The sequence below is a fragment of the Achromobacter sp. PD1 genome (genome assembly GCF_048541815.1).
Taxonomy (GTDB): domain Bacteria; phylum Pseudomonadota; class Gammaproteobacteria; order Burkholderiales; family Burkholderiaceae_B; genus Achromobacter; species Achromobacter bronchisepticus_A.
On record NZ_CP183349.1, the window covers coordinates 3825809 to 3842715 of the forward strand.

Genomic DNA, 16907 nt, shown 5'->3' on the forward strand with positions numbered 1-16907 from the left:
CCGCCCGCAGCCCCGTTCAATAGCGCACGCGCTCGGATTTCTCTCCTCGGATGATTTCCACTGTCCGGCCGCCGCCGGAACCCTGGGGCCGGCTGGCGGCGCGGGTGGCGGGCGCCAACGCCGCGGCCGTCGTGCCGTCCAGTTGCACCAGGCTCTCGCCGGCGTAGGCGCGGTTCGGTCCCGTCAGCAGCGACTCGCGCTGCGCGGGGGTCAGGTCGGTGCGCACCGGCAGCACCGTGCCGCGCTGGGCGAACAACTGCGCATCGGGCATGCTGTCGTCGCCCACCGGGCGCAAGGCCAACTGCAGGCGGCCGGCGCGGCTGGCCAGCATCAGCTCATTGACGCGTTCGACCGGCACGGCCAGCACCGCGGTGCGCGCCGGCTGACCAGGACCGCCTTGCTGCAGCGCCGACTTTTCATCCGGGCCTTCCACCGTAGCCCTGCCATACGCCAGCACGCGCACCTGCGACTGCAGCAGGCGGGCCTGGCCGACGGCGACTTCAGCGCTTTTTTCGATCATGAAGAACACGTCCACCATGTCGCCAGGGACGATACGATTGCCGCCGCCGATCACTTCGTCCACCGCGATGGCGACGGCGCGCTCGCCCGGCTTGAGCTGGCGCGCCAGGCCTTGCGTCAGCAGGCTGGGCAAAATCGGATCGCCCGCGGCGATGTCGACCTTCGTCACCGCGCCCTCCAGCGGCGCGACGTCGGCAAACCCGCCGGACAGCGCGACCTGCCACTGCGCCACCGTCAGCATTCTTGCGCCGTCGATGCGCGAACCGGCCGGGATCGGCTCTCGGGCCACCACCACCGGATGGAGTTTTGGCGGTTCCGCGGGCGCCGCCGCGACAGGCGCAGGCGTCACGCTGGGCGGAGGACTCGCGGGCGCCGAGGCCAGCCGCCAGGCCACGAAGGCCAGCACCAGGCCCGCCACCAGCAACATGCCCGCGATGATCTTGCTCAGACTGCTCATGGTGTCCCCTGCGATATCTGCACGACAGCCTGCGAATGCAATCTGTTGGGTATCCAGTTCCGGTTCGCGCCCGGCAATGCCGTGATCAGCCCCCGCACGGTCTCCAATAGCGGCCAGGACTGTGTGTTGTAGGTCATGGCGACAGTGGCGCAATCGGCCGGCCTGCCGCCTGCCCCCGTCCAGGCACAGGGTGCGCGCGTGGCGCTGCACAGCACTGCGGAGCCGGCCGAAAACGTACCCATCGCCGCCAGACAGGCCGCGGCAGGCACATCGGCCTGACCACTGAAGCGGGCATAGACGGCCGCGCGCGCGCCATCGGCCGCGGCGGCGGCCAACTGCTGCTGCATCCAGAACAGCGCGCCGAACCCGACCACGCCGCAAATAAAGAGCAGCAGCAGGGTGAGCGTCAACGAAAACTCCAACGCCGCGATGCCGCGCTGGCGCTTGCGTGGCGTCTGGCTCCCAGGGCGTTGCGCATGGGCTCGCATCTCAGCCTCCCCCGCCCAAGGCATTGCCCAGATGCACCGTGGCGCGCGCGCTCAGCACGCTGGAGGCCGGCATCAGCGCCGCCTGCAGGAGCGGCACCGAAGGGATGAGCGGATGGGCGCCATATGCGTAGGACACGTAGACTTCGATCTGATCCTGCGCCAGGGGCATGCCGCTGCAGGCGCCGCCGGCCGCGCTGCTGAGCGCGCCCGCGCTGCCGCAGACCGCCACCTGGACCGGCGCGGCGGACATCGTGCTGATCCACTCCGCCTGGTACAGCGCCGAATCGCGGCCGGCGTTGGCCCGCGCCGTCAGCGACGCGGAACCCGCCTGCCACTGCAGGACCTTGCGGGCGCCATCCTGTGCGGCCAAGGTCACGGAATGCTGCGCGGCGACCACCAGGGAATACGTCAGGATCCCGTAAAACACCAGGAAGAACACCACGAATACCAAGGCGAACTCCACGGAATAAGAACCGCGATGCCGGCGGCGAGCCCCAGATACGCGGCATAGGGAATCTGGCGCGCCCGGTTGCTCAGCGCCCAGACCCGGGACACCGCCAGATACAGCAGGCCATGCAAGCCGGCCAGCACGCTGGCCAGCGCCAGCGTCGCCATCAGCGGCGCGAAGCCCAGCAGCAGTCCGAGCACGGCAATGGCCTTGATATCCCCCGCCCCCATGAGACGCCTGCGCCACAGCGGCAGGAACGGCGCCGCGGCCAAAAAAGTGCCGGTGTCAATTCTTTCGCGCAAATCAAGAAGGACTTGAAACCGTATATGGGACAGTAGGTTAGCTCCTTTCGGGGCCGCTTAGAAGAAGAGCGGCGTTGTCGGCTAGGAGCGACATAGGAGCGTTGGGAGAGAAAGCCGCATCGCACTGTGTAGTGCTGGATTGCCGAGGAACGGCGGGCCTGTCGCATCATCATAGCCCAACAGGCTCGGCGGCATCCAGAATGAAGAACGCGCAGCCTGGGCTGCGCGTTCGATGGATGCCGTTGAATAGCATGCGGTGCAATCATGGCGGCTTCGGTGGTGTGCTGCGGGTCGCCGTGCCCTTCCTGAATCCTCGATCCCCCGCCATGAATGCTTCCAGCATATGCGGGATCAGCGTCGCCGCATCAACGGCCTCGCCATACGCCTGCGCGTGTAGCGCGGCGTAGCGGTCGAGGTCGACTTTCAAGCTGGTCGGGCAAACGAAAGTCAGCTTGGTGCTCTCGGTCTTCGGCAGCGGGCCGAGCCGCAGCTTCTTGGTCGTGCTCATCGTGAAGTCCCCCGGTTGAAGAACAGCGGCTGGTACGGCCGCAGCACCAGATCCCGGTTGACGATGATGCGAACCGGCAGGCCCGGCCGTTGCGTTAAGGTCGGCTGGATGTTGAGGTTGCGCCGGGTCATCTCCTGGCCGACCTGATTGATGCTGTCCTGCGCGCTGTCGCGCCCAGCGATGATGACGCGATCACCATCCTGCCGGTTCTCCGGCGCGGCCAGCTCGGCACCGACGCCCAGCAGCGTGGTGAGTGCCGCACCGGCAAAGATGCGGCCCCAGTGGTAGTCCACATCGTCCTCCAGCCCGGCATAGCCGGCTGGGTCGGTGCCGGCCAGGTTGTCGAGCGTGAGCGAAGACGTGTCCGGCAGGATGATCCGGTTCCAGACGACTTGAACGCGGCTCTGCCCGTAGCTGACCTGGCTGTTGTATTTGCCCAGGATGCGCGAACCCTGCGGAATCAGCAGGAAGCGCCCGGTGGCTGTGTCATAGACCGGCTCCGTCACCGTGGCGATCACGTCGCCGGGCAAGTCCGACTTGATGCCCGTCACCAAGGCACCTGCGACCACTGTTCCGGCCATAACCTGATACGGCGAAATTGGCAGAGTCAGATTGCCGGAATTACGGGTTTCAGTGGGGCCAGCTTTCATGAAAGCCTCTTTCTGGTCTTGCCGGTTTTGCACCGCTGTCGGGTCAGCAGGTTGGGCCGCCGTGGAGGCCGGCCCGGCCGCCAGCGGGTCAAACGCCGCATTGGCGGCGAAGCCCGGCGCAGCGGCCACCTGTGTCTGCGCTACCGGCGCCGCATTCTGCCCACCCGAGCGGAAGAACACGGACGAGGCCGCGGCCGCCTCGGCTTCTTTTCGCAGGGCATCGTTCGGGTCGTGACCGGGGGCCGCGTAGGCAGCCGTCGCCGGTTGCTGCGACTTCACGATAGCCGGGCCAAGATCGCCCGGCAGCGGTGGCCCTAGTTCGGGAACGGCAGGCAGCAACGCCGGCGGCAGCTTGGAATAGTCCGTCGGCAGCGCATCCAGTCCTTCCGACTTTGACACGCGATCGACGTTGTAAAGCTCGGTCTGCTCGCCTGTGCTGCGTCGATGAGGTTGCAGCGACCACATCAGCGCGCCGAGCACGGCGACCGCTAGGACGCCGGCAAGGATGGCCAGCGAGCGCCGGTTCAGGCGTGTGACTGGACGCGGCTGGGCGCGCAGCGCCACTGCCTCCGGCGCCACCTTGTCCGCCTGCGGCGCGGCAAGGTCGGGAGTGTCATCCTGGCTCATGGTCAGTTCCTCCGTGCAACACCATCGGTGCGCTCGATCCGCACCACGTCGCCGCCATCGCCGCCCAGCCGCAGTTCGGCCGCGCCGAACAGGCGATCCACGACGTAGTACGGCGAGCGAAAACGGTAGTTCACCAGTTGCCCGTCGCCCTGCGCGCCGATGACAAACAGCGGCGGCAGCTCGCCCTGGGCGATGCCCGGCGGGAACTGGATATAGACCTTCTCTCCATCATCGAAGGCGCGCAGAGGCTTCCACGGCGGGTTGCTGCCCGATACCGCGTAGCGGAAGCGGATCTTGTCCAGCGACAGGCCCGTATCGACAGGCGTTGTTGCCTGCGCTGCCTGCGCCTGGCGCTGCAACGCGAGCATTCGGTCTTTCGGATAGTCCCAGGACACCGACGCCATCCATGCCCTCTCGGTCGAGGTCAGCTCCAGCAGGTAGGTGCGCCGACTGGTGGTGATGACGAGATTGGTTTTCAGACCGGAGCGGATAGGCTTGACCAGCACATTGACGCGCAGATCGGCCCCGCCGCCGCTGGACGTGTCGCCCACGATCCAGCGCACGGTATCGCCGGCGGCGACCGTTACCAGTTCCTCGCCCGGTTGAAGCGAAACCACCGTCACGCGCCCCGGCGACGCATAGACCTGATAAAGCGCGCCATCGGTGAACGGCCACACCTGAATCGCGTTGACGTAGCCCTCACGGGTAGGCGCGATACGCGCTTCTGCATTGGCACGGGAAACGCGCACCTTTTCGTCGGCCGGCTCCGGCGCAACGGGGGCCTCATCGAGTTCCGGCAGGGGCTTCAACTGCGCCGGCAGCGCCAGCGGTTCAGGGACGGCGACGACTTCGACGGGCTTGGGCGGTTCGGGCAACGGCTGGGCCAGCACCGTCTCGTCGAGCGAGATGGATGGCGGCGGCTTCCCCTGCGAGGCGCAGCCCGCGAGGGCCAGCAGCGTCAAAGGAACAACGTAAAGGCGGAAACGAAGTTTCATGGTTTGGCTCCTTCGGAAGAATCCAGTTCGCGGCTCCATGACAGGCCGTTGACGTAGATACCCAATGGGTTCTTGAGCAGGCGCTGTTCAGTACGCGGGGTTTGCAGGACGGTCGAAAGCACGGCGTTCCAGCGTTCGGTGCCGGCGGGCGCACCGTTGACATAGCGCTGCTCTGTCCAGCGCACGTTGAAAGACGTGTCGCTCGCGCGAACCACGCTGGTGATTTGCACCGTTACCGATTCCTTGCCGATGCGGGCGAATGGGTCATTGGTGCGGGCGTAGTCGTTGAGCACCGCCGCGCCCTTGTCGGTGGTGTAGTCGTAGGCATCGAGCCAGTTCTGCCGCACCACGATGGGGTCGATGGACAGCGAGCGAACCAGCGTCACGAAGCGCGCCAGGTGGTGCGCGATCTGCGCGTCGCCGGGCCGGTACGGCGTGGCGGCCTCTCCCACGGCGCGCACCTGCCCGGCTTGATCGACCTCGATGACATAGGGCGTCACGATGGACTGCGCCGAGCGCCACACCAGGCCGCCGGCCATCAACAGCGCGAGCACTAGGCAGCCGAAGGCCATCAGGCGCCAATTCTTCGCCTGCACGCGGGCGGAGCCGATACGGTCGTCCCACACCTGGGCGGCGGCTTGATACGGGGTGGCAGGCTGCGGCGTATCGGCGTAGCGCACCTGCGGTCGTTTGAATCGCATGGGTGTTCTCCTTGAAGGTTAGGTATCGGAATCCCGCAGGCTCGGGCCTTGCCCGGAGCCGCCGCCGTCGCCGCCGCGCAGCGTGTGGGCGGCAGTGGTCGCGGCATGGGTAGCCTGCTGGCGGCGGTGCATCCGCTTGGCCCAGGCCGGTTGCTGTTGCTTCTGCGAGCCTGCGGTGCCGTCTGCGGTCTGGCCGGGGCCAGCACCGTCGCTGCCGGCTTCTGTGCCGTTCCAGCCAGCGCGGAAGGAGTCGGCCACCTTCTGCCCAACAGCGGAAGCACCAGAGGTGACGCTGCGGCCTGCGGCTTGTGCGCCAGTCTTGGCGACATTGCCGAGGCCAGCCGCCGCGCCCTTGGCACCGCCGCCGGCCGCAGCGGAACCGGCCTGGAACGCCGATCGGGCACTGCCGGCCGCCGAAGTCGCGGCACGCGCACCGGCACCGGCCAGCTTTGCGGCCGCCGGGGCCATTCGTGCCCCGGCCATGACGGCGCCGCCCACGCCCGTTACGGCGGCGCCGATGGCAACGCCGGTGCCGACAGCCCCGACCGCAGCACCAGCCATCGCGCCCGCACCAAGCTGTGGCGCACCGGACACCAGGCCGGTGGCGATACCGGGGCCGAAAATGCCCAGCGCCAGCAGCGCGAGCGAGGCCAGCATCACGACCAGCGCGTGGTCGATGGATGGTTCGTCGGGATGCACCTGGAACTCGGCGAACAGGCCTGAACCGATGCCGACGATGACGGCCAGCACCAAGACCTTGATGCCTGACGACACCACGTTGCCTAGCACCTTTTCCGCGAGGAACGAGGTCTTGTTCCAGAGTGCAAACGGGATCAAGACGAAGCCGGCGAGCGTAGTCAGTTTGAACTCGATCAGCGTGATGAAAAGCTGTACGGCCAGCACGAAGAAGCAGAGGATCACCACCAGCCAGGCGATGAACAGAACCACGATAGGGTCGATGTTCACGAACACCTCGGGGAACCCAGCCATGTCCCCGATCTGTTCCAGAATCGGCGCGGCTGCGTCGATGCCGGTCTTCGCCAGCCGGCCCGGCTGAAGGAAGTTCTCCATCGTGATGGCCGAGCCGGTAGCGGTAATTCCCAAGCCGGCGAACGAGCGGAACACGATGCTCGCCAGCCAGTTGAAGTTGCCGATGATGTAGGCGAACGCGCCGACACAGAGCACCTTGCGCAGCAGCTTGGCGATCACGTCGTCGCCCTGGCCGGTGGCGTGGCTCATGGCCCAATACAGGCCAGCGATCGTCATGTCGATGACGATGAGCGTGGCGGTGAGAAATGCCACTTCGCCCTGCAATAAGCCGAAGCCCGAGTCGATGTAGCGCGAGAACGTATCGAGGAAACGGTCGATGATGGTCACGTCGTTCATGGCGAATCCTCGGGCGGAGTGAGCGGAACGGCGCCCTCTGGCAATTCATCTGCGGGCGTATCGAAGCTCGGCGGAATCGGCGGGAGTTCAGCCAGCGAGTTGTATTCATCCGGCCCGGTATGGCCGGCGAAGAAGCGCCGCCGGAAGGCTTCAGCGGCGGCGCGGCAGGCATCCTCGCCCACGGCCTGCCGGTCGGCCGCGCATTGCCCGCGCAACGCCTTGAGCCGCACCGGATCTGCGGCCAGGGCGTCGGCCAGGTTCTCGGCCGGCTGCTGGCCGCACGCGGTCAGCAGCACGGCCATCAGGACGGAAGCGCATCGCATGGCCGCCTCCGGTCAGTTGTTATAGAAGTTGACGGACTGCGGCGTGTACGGCGTGCCGGTGCCCAGAAAGCGCCGCCGCACTTCGCGGGCGCGCTCCATAGCCGCCGCTTGCCGCGCCAGTTCCAGTGAAGCGGCCCGGTCTTGCGTGATCTGGAGCTGCTGCGCCTGGATCGACTGCTTGGCCTGCAAAGCCAGGAGCTGGTTCGTCGCCTGCATCGCTTGCAGCGCGCCGGTGGCCGACTGGCTCTGGCTCACGAGATCGGCCAGCGCGCTTTCGTCTTGGGCGAGGTTCTGCGACACCTGCGCCTGCATCCGCATCGCGGTGTGCAAGCCGTTCAAGGTGTTCTGCCAGCGTTCGCGGGCGTCCTGTGCCATGCGGTCGCCGCTGATGGTGGCGGCGTACTGTTCCGGGTACAGGCGGGCGAACGTGGCATCCATGCTCTGCACGTCGTAGGCCAAGCCGCGCGCCTCGGCGATCAGGCGCTCGGTGGTGGCGAGCGTCGAGCGCAGGCGGTTGACGATGTTGAAGTCGAGATTTGCCAGGTTCCTGGCCTGGTTCATCAACATCTGCGCCTCGTTCTGAAGCTGGTTGATCTGGTTGTTGATCTGTTCCAGCGTGCGCACGGCGGTCAGCGTGTTCTGCACGAAGTTGGACGGGTCGAACACCGTCAGCGCGGATGCGGGCTGCACGGCCAGCAGCGATACCGACAGCACGGCAGCGAGTGAGACAGAGAGCAAACGGGGCTTGGTCTTCATGGTGAAACCTCCAGCGGTTGAGAAGCGAGAAAGGAAGCTGCCGCCGGAGCGGACGGCAGCAGGTCGGCGGCCCAGCCGAGGCCGCGATGGCGCAGCCACGCGCCGGCGAAGCCGGGAGCGCCGGCCTGCGTCAGCACGCGGTCAATATCGCGTTGGTCTTGAGGGGTGGATGCGCCCGCGAATGCGAGCGCGACAGGCCCCAGGTCGAGGTCGAACAGGCGATTGCCGAGGCGCGACTGGTAGTAGTAATCGCGCTTGGGCTGTGCGGTCGCCACGATCTCAATCTGGCGGCTGTTCAAGCCGAAGCCTTCGTAGATCGTGCGAATCTGCGGCTCGGTGGCCTGCGGGTTAGGTAAGAAGATCCTGCTCGCGCAGCTTTCGATGATGGCTGGCGCGATGGTCGAGTCCTTGATGTCGGCCAGCGACTGCGTGGCAAAGATGACGCTGACGTTCTTTTTTCTGAGCGTCTTGAGCCATTGCCGGATGCGGGCCGCGAAGGACGGCTCATCGAGGAACAGCCACGCTTCATCGAGGATCAGCAGCGTGGGCGCGCCGTCAAAACGTTCGTCGAAGCGGGCGAACAGGTAGCGCAGCACTGCTTGCACGGCGGCGGGGCTGTGCATCAGTTCTTCCATCTCAAAGCCCTGCACGTCGGCCATGCCCAGCCGGTCGTGGTCAGCGTCCAGCAGCTTGCCGTGGGCGCCGCCCAACACATAGGGCGCGAGCGCTTGGCGCAGCGCGTTGGACTGCAATAACACCGACAAGCCGGTCATGGTGCGCTGCTCCACTGGCGCACCGGCAAGGCTTCGCAGCGCCGACCAAATGGCAGCCTTCTCGTCCGGGCCGACCGTCACGCCTTCGTGCAGCAGCCGGCCCTCCACCCATTCGGCGGCCCAGGTGCGGTAGCCCTCGTGGGCTATTCGCGCGAGTGGCTGGAAGGCGATGCCGCCATCGGCACCGAGGTCGTAGTGCTCACCGCCAAGGCCGAGGATGGTGGCGCGCATCGAGCGCCCCATGTCGAAGGCGAAGATCCGCGAGCCGAAGTAGCGCCGGAACTGCATGGCCAATATGGCGAGCAGCACCGACTTGCCCATGCCGGTCGGCCCGGCGACAAGGGTGTGCCCCACGTCGCCGATGTGCGTCACCAGCCGGAACGGCGTCGCGCCATCGGTGCGGGTGACGATCAGCGGCGGGCCATCGAGGTGTTCGTTCTTCTCCGGCCCAGCCCATACCGCTGACATCGGCATCATGTGCGCCAGGTTCAGCGTCGAAACGATGGGCTGACGCACGTTCGCGTATGCGTTGCCGGGGACGGACGACAGCCAGGCATCGACTGCGTTGAGGGTTTCGGGGATGGTCACGAAACCCCGGCCCTGGATGACGCGCTCCACCATGCGCAGCTTCTCGTCGGCCACGGCCGGGTCGGCGTCGAGCACCGTCACCGTGGCGGTGAGGTAGCCGAAGGCGACTTGATCGCTGCCCAGCTCCTGCAAGGCGGCATCGGCGTCGGCGGCCTTGTTGCTGGCATCGGTATCGACCAGCGGGCTTTCCTGCTGAAAGATCGTTTCGCGCAGCAGCGCGATGACGTTCTTGCGCTTGGCGAACCATTGGCGCCGCAAGCGCCCCAATTCCCGTTCCGCCTCGGCTTTGTCCAGGCACAGGAAGCGCGTACTCCAGCGATACGCAAAGCCCAGGCGGTTGAGGTCGTCCAAGATCCCCGGCCAGGTCGAGGTCGGGAAGCCTCGTACCGACACCACGCGCAGGTGCTGATCGCCCAGCATGGGCGCCAGGCCGCCGACCAGCGCGGCATCGGCCAGCAGTGCGTCGATATGGAACGGCACGTCGGGCACGCCGACGCGATAGCGCCGCGTGGAGACTGTGGCATGCAGGTAGGTCAGCGTCTGGCTATCGTCCAGCCAGGCAATCTCCGGCATCACACCATCGAGCAGGTCGAACACGCGATCGGTCTCTGCCACGAAGGAATCAAGCCGACCACGCCAGTCCACACCCTCAGTGGGCCGGTTCTCGTACAGCATCCCAGCCGCACGGGCGCGAGACTCTTGCGGCGGTAGGTGTTGCAACGTGAAGTGATAGACGCTCTCGAAATGGCCATCCGACTCCTCGAACGCCGCGCGTCGCTCCTCATCCACCAGCCAGGACAGTGGTTCGGGAAAGGAGGATTGCGGATAGCTCGATGCCCGCATCCGCTCGGCCTCGATATAGAAGGCCCAGCCAGACCCGGTACGGCGAAGCGCGTTGTTCTGCCGCGCCGACGTGGCAATCAGCTCGCCCTGTGTCGCACTGTCCAAGTCGGGGCCGCGAAACTGGAACGTGCGTTGAAACGAACCATCTTTGTTCAGCACAACGCCCGGCGCGACCAGCCCGGCCCAGGGCAGCCAGTCGGCAAGCAAGGCCGGGCGCTGACGATATTCGGCAAGGTTCAGCATGGCGTCCTCCCCTCACACGTCCAGAAGCGGGCGGTGTTTGATATGCCGCGCGAAGACCTGCATGAACTGCGGATCGACGCGCGCACCCCATACGGCCAGCGAGTGGCCGACGATCCAGAGCACCACGCCGGGAATCCACAGTTGCAGGCCCAGCCCGACGGCGGCGGCTAGCGTGCCGTTGGCAATCGCCACGGTGCGCGGCGCACCGCCCAGCAGGATCGGCTCGGTCAGCGAGCGATGCAGCGGCACTTCAAAGCCCGGAAGATCGGTGGCCTTACTCATACGACGGCCCCTCCGGAGAAGCTGAAGAACGACAGGAAGAACGAGGACGCGGCGAACGCGATGGACAGGCCGAACACGATCTGGATCAGCTTGCGAAAGCCGCCGCTGGTATCACCGAACGCCAGCGCAAGCCCCGTCGAGATGATGATGATCACCGCCACGATCCGGGCGACTGGCCCTTGGATGGATTCGAGGATGGAGGTCAGCGGCCCTTCCCACGGCATCGAGGAACCGGCGGCCTGCGCCGTGCCCGCCAGCAACAGCATCAGCGCGGCCAGCAGCAGCCCTTGCCCTGCGGGACGGGCCAGGTGGCGCAGCCGCGCCATGCTGGACAGGCGAGAAATAGGATTTACGGAAAGACGGAAAGCATCAACGTGCGTCATGGCAGTTCTCCAGGTTGGTCAGGGGTCGAGGAAGGCGCAGCGGCAGCGGCTGCAAGAGGAACCGGCGGCAGCTCGGGAAACGGCGTTTCCAGCGCATCTGTCAGGCGATAGCCCGCACCGTCGAAGCCGACGACACGGGAGATGGTTTCGACGTGACGTTTGCGGCCACGGCCTGCGATGTGAATCACCACGTTGACCGCCTCGGCGATCAGGGCGCGGGGCGGATTCACTGCCACTTCGAGGATCAGTTGCTCCAGACGCAGCAGTGCGCCCAAGGCGGAGCCGGCATGGATGGTGGCAATGCCGCCGGGGTGGCCGGTGCCCCAGACCTTCACCAAGTCCAGGGCTTCGCCGCCACGCACTTCGCCGACGATCACGCGGTCAGGCCGCAGGCGCATCGTGGCCCGCACCAGCTCGGTCATTGTGACGACGCCGGCGCGGGTGCGCAGCGGCACATGGTCGCGGGCCGCGCATTGCAGCTCGATGGTGTCTTCGAGCACCAGCACGCGGTCGCCTGTGGCGGCGATCTCGGCCAGCAGCGCGTTCGCCAGCGTGGTCTTGCCGGTGCTGGTGCCGCCGGCGATCAGGATGTTCTGCCGCTCGCGCACGGCGCGGCGCAGGAACTCGGCCTGCCCGGCGGTCAGGATGCCGTCGGCCACGTAGCGATCCAGGCCGATGATGCTCACGGCCCGCTTGCGTAGCGCGAAGGCTGGCCCCGGGGCGGCCGGAGGCAGGATGCCCTCGAAACGCTCGCCGGTTTCCGGCAACTCGGCGGTCAAGAGCGGCTGGCCGCGATGCACCTCCGCGCCGACATGCGCGGCGACCAGGCGGATGATGCGTTCACCATCGGCCTCGGGCATCTCCACGCCCAGCGGCGAGCGACCCGACGACAGCCGATCCACCCACAGGGTGCGATCGGGGTTGAGCATGATTTCCACAACATCCGGATCTTCGAGCGCAGCGGCGATCAGCGGCCCCATCGCCGTGCGCAGCATCTGGATGCGGCGATCCTGGGACGCCGCGGCGGATGAGCGAGATTCAGGCGGAATCTGCGGAACGGCACTCATGACGCACGCTCTGCAGCTCGCTCATCGGCGGACGCCATCGCTGCTGCGTCATCCATCCGCATCGGATCGGGGTGCAGTTCCTCCACCACGTCGCGCACCAGACTGCGGCCACGCAGCAGGTGGCGACCCAACTGCTCGACGAACTGCTCGAAGCGCGCTTTGCCCTGGGCGCGGGCCGCGTCCTTGTGGGCTTCTGGCACCGGCGTGCTGATGGTCAAGAAATAGCGGATGAACAGCGCCAGCGTTTCGATCTGGATGTTCTGGTCGCGCTCCATGCGTTCGGTCTGCCGCGACAGTCGATCCAGCCGCTTGGCAATGGCGGCCTCACGCTGGTCGCCCGCATCGGGTGACAGCCAGGACGCCAAGGCCGCTGCGACGATGGAGGACTTGGACACGCCTTTCTTGGCGGCAAGTTCATCCAGGCGCTTGGCGTGCTCGGGCTGGATGAAAAGATTGAGGCGGTATTGGCTCATAGGTCGATTCCGTCGTTGGGGTCGAGAGAAGCCAGCCGGGCCGTGCGCTGCATGGCCGGGTCGAGCTGGCCGGGAAGCGGGAGCGCCAGGTCGTCGTCATCGAGCAGCTCCAGGTCGTTCGCACACGCGTCCAACTCGGGCTCGTAGGCGACGGTTTCGGAGAGTTCGAGCTGGCGGCGCGGGCCGCCGTCATCGGTGCCGCCCGGACCATCGGCGGATACCGAGGTCGGCGCCGTAGGTACGGCCGGGATCGCCAAGCCGCTCCAGTCGTCGGGGCGGGCTGGCGGCGCGTCGGCGTACCTCCCGACTGCGAGCACGGGCGGTGGCAGGACGCGATCCTTGAAATTGGCGTCGACGTAGTAACGCAGCTTCTTCGCGCGGATCGGGGCAACGCTGGACACCATGACTACGGCGTCCTCAGGTGGAAGCTGCATCACCTCGCCGGGCGTCAGCAGCGGACGTGCAGTTTCCTGACGCGACACCATCAGGTGCCCCAGCCACGGAGCGAGGCGGTGGCCCGCGTAGTTGCGCTGCGCGCGAAGCTCGGTGGCGGTGCCGAGGGTTTCGGAAATCCTTTTCGCCGTCCTTTCGTCGTTGGTGGCGAAAGTCACCCGGACATGGCAGTTGTCGAGGATGGAATGGTTCTGCCCATACGCCTTGTCGATCTGGTTCAGGCTTTGAGCGATGAGAAAGCTGCGGATGCCGTAGCCGGCCATGAAGGCAAGCGCGGACTCGAAAAAATCGAGGCGACCCAGCGCCGGAAACTCGTCCAGCATCAGCAGCAGCTTGTGCCGGCGCGCGATGCCATCGCTGCCGTCGAGCGATTCGGTCAGCCGCCGCCCGATCTGGTTCAAGATGAGCCGGATCAGCGGCTTGGTGCGGCTTATGTCGGAGGGCGGCACCACCAGATAGAGCGATACCGGGTGCTCGGCGGAAATCAGGTCGGCGATGCGCCAATCGCAGCGCGATGTGACTTCGGCCACGGTCGGGTCGCGGTACAGGCCGAGAAACGACATGGCGGTGGAGAGCACGCCCGATCGCTCGTTGTCCGACTTGTTGAGCACTTCGCGGGCAGCGGATGCGACAACCGGGTGAGGCGCATCGCCCAGGTGCTTCGTCGTCATCATCCGGTGCAGCGTCAGCTCGAACGGACACGCCGGGTCGCTGAGGAAGTTGGCGACGCCGCGCAGCGTCTTGTCCTCGCCTGCGTACAGAACATGCAAGATTGCACCGACCAGTAGCGCGTGGCTGGTCTTCTCCCAATGATTGCGCTTCTCTAACGCACCTTCAGGGTCAACCAGAATGTCGGCGATGTTCTGCACGTCGCGCACTTCATGTGCGCCGCGCCGGACTTCAAGCAGCGGGTTGTAGGCGGCCGACTGCCTATCGGTGGGGTTGAAAAGCAGGCAGTGCGAAAAGCGCGAACGCCAGCCCGCCGTGATCTTCCAGTTCTCTCCCTTAATGTCGTGAATGACGGCGGACGCCGGCCACGAAAGCAACGTAGGCACCACCAAGCCCACGCCCTTGCCCGAGCGCGTGGGTGCGAAGCTCAGGACATGTTCCGGCCCCTCATGTCGGAGGTATTGGTCGTCGTGTTGGCCGAGGAAGACGCCCGCCGGGAGGGTCAGTCCAGCTTTGCGGATGTCGACGGCATCGGCCCAGCGTGCCGAACCATAAGTCGTAACCAGCCGCGACTGCCGAGAACGCCATACCGACATGGCGATGGCGACGAGTAAAGCGAACAAACCGCTACCACCCGCAATCGCACCGCCTGTGTCGAAGACGTGCGGCGCGTAGGCATCAAAGAAGAACCACCATTCGAACAAGCGCCACGGGTGATAAACCGGTACACCTAGAAGATCGAACCAGGGCGATCCGAGGCGTACTTGATAGCCAAGGGTCGCTGCTGTCCATTGTGTGGCGCCCCAGACGCCGGCGATCACGATGCCGATTACCACAGCGATCTGGCCGAACAGAACGTTCGTCCCTTGCATGACCTGTCCTCCGATTTCTCCTGCGCTGGTGTCTCATTGAAAGCGTTGCACAGGGGGTGTCGCAGGCGTCAGGATCGGTTCTGGGCTAGTGCCGGTCAAAGACCGTTCGCAGCACAATGGTCGAGGGAAAAGAAAGAATGAGCGCGGTGGCGAGTCAAAGAAAAGCGCCGCAAGCGAAAGCGCACTGCGGCGCATACAGAGTTCCAAGCAAGTTACCCAAAAAAAGCCGTCAATGGGCCTTGCTTCCACTCATAGGCAATATTTAGATATCATGAAAAACGATGATATTTAAGATTGGAATAAAAATGAAAAATATCAAGAGTATGGATCTCAACTTGCTCAAGGCGCTGGACGCATTGTTAGACGAACGCAATGTGACACGGGCGGCGGCCCGTCTGGGACTAACCCAGCCGGCCTTGAGTGGCATGCTGACGCGGTTGCGCGAGAGCTTCGGTGACCCGCTTTTCGCGCGCTCGCAGCGGGGTATCGTTCCAACGCAGCGGGCGCTGGATCTAGGGATGCCTGTCAAGCAGGTGCTCGCCGAAATCGACGCGCTGCTCCAGCCACCTTCCTTCAATCCGGCCACCGCACAACTGACCTTCTCCATCGCCGCGACGGACTATGCGCTGCGTGCCGTTGCTGTCCCATTTCTATCGGCACTTAAACGGCACGCACCGCGTGTACGAGTCTCATTAGTGCCAGTCGAGAGCGGGCAGCTACAGAACCAGCTTGAGCGCGGTCAGATCGATTTAGCCCTCCTGACGCCAGAGATCACTCCGCCAAATCTGCATGCCCGAGAGCTGTTCAAGGAACACTATGTGTGTGTCCTGCGGGAAGACCATCCTGCGGCTATGGGGCGCAAGCTGACCGTTAAACAGTTCTGTGCTCTCGACCATGCGCTTGTTTCCTACGATGGTGGAGGTTTCCGCGGCGTCACCGACGATGCGCTAGAACAGTTGGGCAAACGACGCAGCGTCACACTGTCGGTCAAGAGCTTTCTGATCTTGCCAGACATCCTGCGTGCCAGTGACATGGTTGCGATCTTGCCGAGCCGCTTGGTCGCCGGTATGGACAAGCTGGCTATCTCCCTGCCGCCGGTGAAGATACCGGGGTTCACCAAGACGGCTGCTTGGCACGAACGCACCCATCACGATCCAGCACATCGCTGGATACGAGCACTGCTGTTCACTTCCTGTGCTAACAACAAGTAGGCAAGATCGCTCCTATCGTCATGCTCAGCACAACTCTACCTCGCACTACAAATAAGCAATCAGTCGGCTCAATTGGAGACGCGCCCTTTCGTAGCGCCGCTGCGAGATAGCCTAGTCGGTGGATGGCAGAACCTAGGCCTTGATATCATATTTTATGATATCAAAAATAGAAACTTAGGATTTCACTTATTGCAGATGGAGGCTCATGATTTGCTCCATGACCACTTGAATGACGCAGCCACCCCTGTTGCGTCATCGACATTTTGTGAAGGAGCTTCGATATGAGCAAGCAACAGAACGCCATCCTCTGGCCCGAAGGCTACACGCCGGGCTTTACTGAGAATTTCGCCTCCAATGAGATCATCGCCGCCGGCTTGAGCGCGGCCGACGTATGGCCTCTACTCGTCACACCATCGCTGTGGCCAAGCTACTACGCCAACTCGGCTAACGTGTGCTTTCATGACGGCAAAGGCCCGGTACTGGCCGACGGCGATCGGTTTTACTTCGAGACCTTCGGCTTCCCGGTAGAGGGGCAGTGCAACGAATACGTGCCACCTGCGGATGGGCAACCCGGCCGCGTGGCCTGGCACGGCTGGTCCGGCGAGGAAGGCACAGATACGCGCCTGGATGTGCATCACGCCTGGCTGGTTGAGAACCTGGACGGCAGGCGCGTGCGCATCCTCACGCAGGAAACTCAGAAGGGCAAACCGGCCGAGGAGCTGCACAACGCCAAACCCAACCCGATGATCAACGGCCATCAGGACTGGCTCGACAGCTTGGTCGAGGCAGCGCGCAAAGCCAAGCAGGCGTAGTGGTCTCCGGCCGCTTGATCCCAAGCGTCTGAACGGAGAAAACCATGATGAGAACTCCCCTCAGGATTCTGCTGGTCC

General features: G+C 65.1%; 18 protein-coding genes and 1 pseudogene. 2 read left to right on the forward strand and 17 right to left on the reverse strand.

Annotated features, from left to right (window positions below; genetic code table 11):
• Positions 1–16 precede the first annotated feature (16 nt).
• From cpaB to ACM1PE_RS18145, 17 genes and pseudogenes are all read right to left on the reverse strand, one after another.
• A complete protein-coding gene (gene cpaB, locus ACM1PE_RS18065) occupies positions 17–976 on the reverse strand; it encodes a Flp pilus assembly protein CpaB (RefSeq protein ID WP_419340632.1) in 960 nt (319 codons plus the stop codon).
• Positions 973–1488: a TadE/TadG family type IV pilus assembly protein gene (locus ACM1PE_RS18070; RefSeq protein ID WP_347881413.1), complete on the reverse strand. Its 516-nt coding sequence runs from the start codon at positions 1486–1488 to the stop codon at positions 973–975. Before ACM1PE_RS18070 ends, cpaB begins: the two co-directional genes overlap by 4 nt.
• Positions 1466–1927: a TadE/TadG family type IV pilus assembly protein gene (locus tag ACM1PE_RS18075; RefSeq protein WP_118935004.1), complete on the reverse strand. Its 462-nt coding sequence runs from the start codon at positions 1925–1927 to the stop codon at positions 1466–1468. Before ACM1PE_RS18075 ends, ACM1PE_RS18070 begins: the two co-directional genes overlap by 23 nt.
• A pseudogene (locus ACM1PE_RS18080) lies at positions 1873–2187 on the reverse strand (prepilin peptidase); the annotation flags it as partial. The gene ACM1PE_RS18075 and the pseudogene ACM1PE_RS18080, both read right to left, overlap by 55 nt.
• A gap of 289 nt (positions 2188–2476) precedes the next feature.
• Positions 2477–2722, reverse strand: coding sequence for a DUF2274 domain-containing protein (locus ACM1PE_RS18085; protein WP_000108283.1), 246 nt, complete (start codon positions 2720–2722; stop codon positions 2477–2479).
• Entirely contained in the window at positions 2719–3999 is a 1281-nt protein-coding gene (locus tag ACM1PE_RS18090) for a TrbI/VirB10 family protein (protein ID WP_003092274.1), read from the reverse strand. Before ACM1PE_RS18090 ends, ACM1PE_RS18085 begins: the two co-directional genes overlap by 4 nt.
• 2 nt (positions 4000–4001) lie before the next feature.
• A complete protein-coding gene (gene trbG / locus ACM1PE_RS18095; protein ID WP_000776560.1) occupies positions 4002–4994 on the reverse strand; it encodes a P-type conjugative transfer protein TrbG in 993 nt (330 codons plus the stop codon).
• Complete coding sequence (trbF, locus tag ACM1PE_RS18100) at positions 4991–5695, reverse strand: conjugal transfer protein TrbF (RefSeq protein WP_001211312.1); 705 nt, start codon at positions 5693–5695, stop codon at positions 4991–4993. The genes trbG and trbF overlap by 4 nt, the downstream gene beginning before the upstream one ends.
• A gap of 18 nt (positions 5696–5713) precedes the next feature.
• Complete coding sequence (trbL, locus tag ACM1PE_RS18105) at positions 5714–7081, reverse strand: P-type conjugative transfer protein TrbL (RefSeq protein WP_023093366.1); 1368 nt, start codon at positions 7079–7081, stop codon at positions 5714–5716.
• Positions 7078–7404, reverse strand: a complete 327-nt coding sequence (locus ACM1PE_RS18110) for a hypothetical protein (RefSeq protein ID WP_014603538.1) — start codon at positions 7402–7404, stop codon at positions 7078–7080. Before ACM1PE_RS18110 ends, trbL begins: the two co-directional genes overlap by 4 nt.
• A 12-nt stretch (positions 7405–7416) precedes the next feature.
• Complete coding sequence (trbJ, locus tag ACM1PE_RS18115) at positions 7417–8160, reverse strand: P-type conjugative transfer protein TrbJ (protein ID WP_003092277.1); 744 nt, start codon at positions 8158–8160, stop codon at positions 7417–7419.
• The gene (gene trbE, locus ACM1PE_RS18120; RefSeq protein WP_000933135.1) at positions 8157–10607 is read right to left on the reverse strand and encodes a conjugal transfer protein TrbE; all 2451 of its coding nucleotides are present in this window, start codon (positions 10605–10607) and stop codon (positions 8157–8159) included. Before trbE ends, trbJ begins: the two co-directional genes overlap by 4 nt.
• 12 nt (positions 10608–10619) lie before the next feature.
• Entirely contained in the window at positions 10620–10889 is a 270-nt protein-coding gene (locus tag ACM1PE_RS18125) for a VirB3 family type IV secretion system protein (protein WP_003092280.1), read from the reverse strand.
• The gene (locus ACM1PE_RS18130) at positions 10886–11272 is read right to left on the reverse strand and encodes a TrbC/VirB2 family protein (protein WP_000150010.1); all 387 of its coding nucleotides are present in this window, start codon (positions 11270–11272) and stop codon (positions 10886–10888) included. The genes ACM1PE_RS18125 and ACM1PE_RS18130 overlap by 4 nt, the downstream gene beginning before the upstream one ends.
• On the reverse strand, positions 11269–12339 hold the full coding sequence (gene trbB, locus ACM1PE_RS18135) for a P-type conjugative transfer ATPase TrbB (RefSeq protein WP_023093367.1): 1071 nt from the start codon (positions 12337–12339) through the stop codon (positions 11269–11271). The genes ACM1PE_RS18130 and trbB overlap by 4 nt, the downstream gene beginning before the upstream one ends.
• Positions 12336–12812: a ribbon-helix-helix protein, CopG family gene (locus ACM1PE_RS18140; protein WP_000085131.1), complete on the reverse strand. Its 477-nt coding sequence runs from the start codon at positions 12810–12812 to the stop codon at positions 12336–12338. Before ACM1PE_RS18140 ends, trbB begins: the two co-directional genes overlap by 4 nt.
• Entirely contained in the window at positions 12809–14806 is a 1998-nt protein-coding gene (locus ACM1PE_RS18145; protein WP_001163195.1) for a conjugal transfer protein TraG, read from the reverse strand. The genes ACM1PE_RS18140 and ACM1PE_RS18145 overlap by 4 nt, the downstream gene beginning before the upstream one ends.
• 305 nt (positions 14807–15111) lie before the next feature.
• On the opposite strand from ACM1PE_RS18145, the gene ACM1PE_RS18150 reads away from it, so the two are divergent.
• Together ACM1PE_RS18150 and ACM1PE_RS18155 are read left to right on the forward strand one after the other, a co-directional pair.
• Positions 15112–16017 carry a LysR family transcriptional regulator gene (locus tag ACM1PE_RS18150; protein WP_023093368.1) on the forward strand — a complete coding sequence of 302 codons (906 nt, stop codon included), beginning with the start codon at positions 15112–15114 and terminating at the stop codon, positions 16015–16017.
• A 281-nt stretch (positions 16018–16298) separates the two neighbouring features.
• Positions 16299–16829, forward strand: a complete 531-nt coding sequence (locus ACM1PE_RS18155; protein ID WP_000043569.1) for a hypothetical protein — start codon at positions 16299–16301, stop codon at positions 16827–16829.
• The last annotated feature ends 78 nt before the right edge of the window (positions 16830–16907 follow it).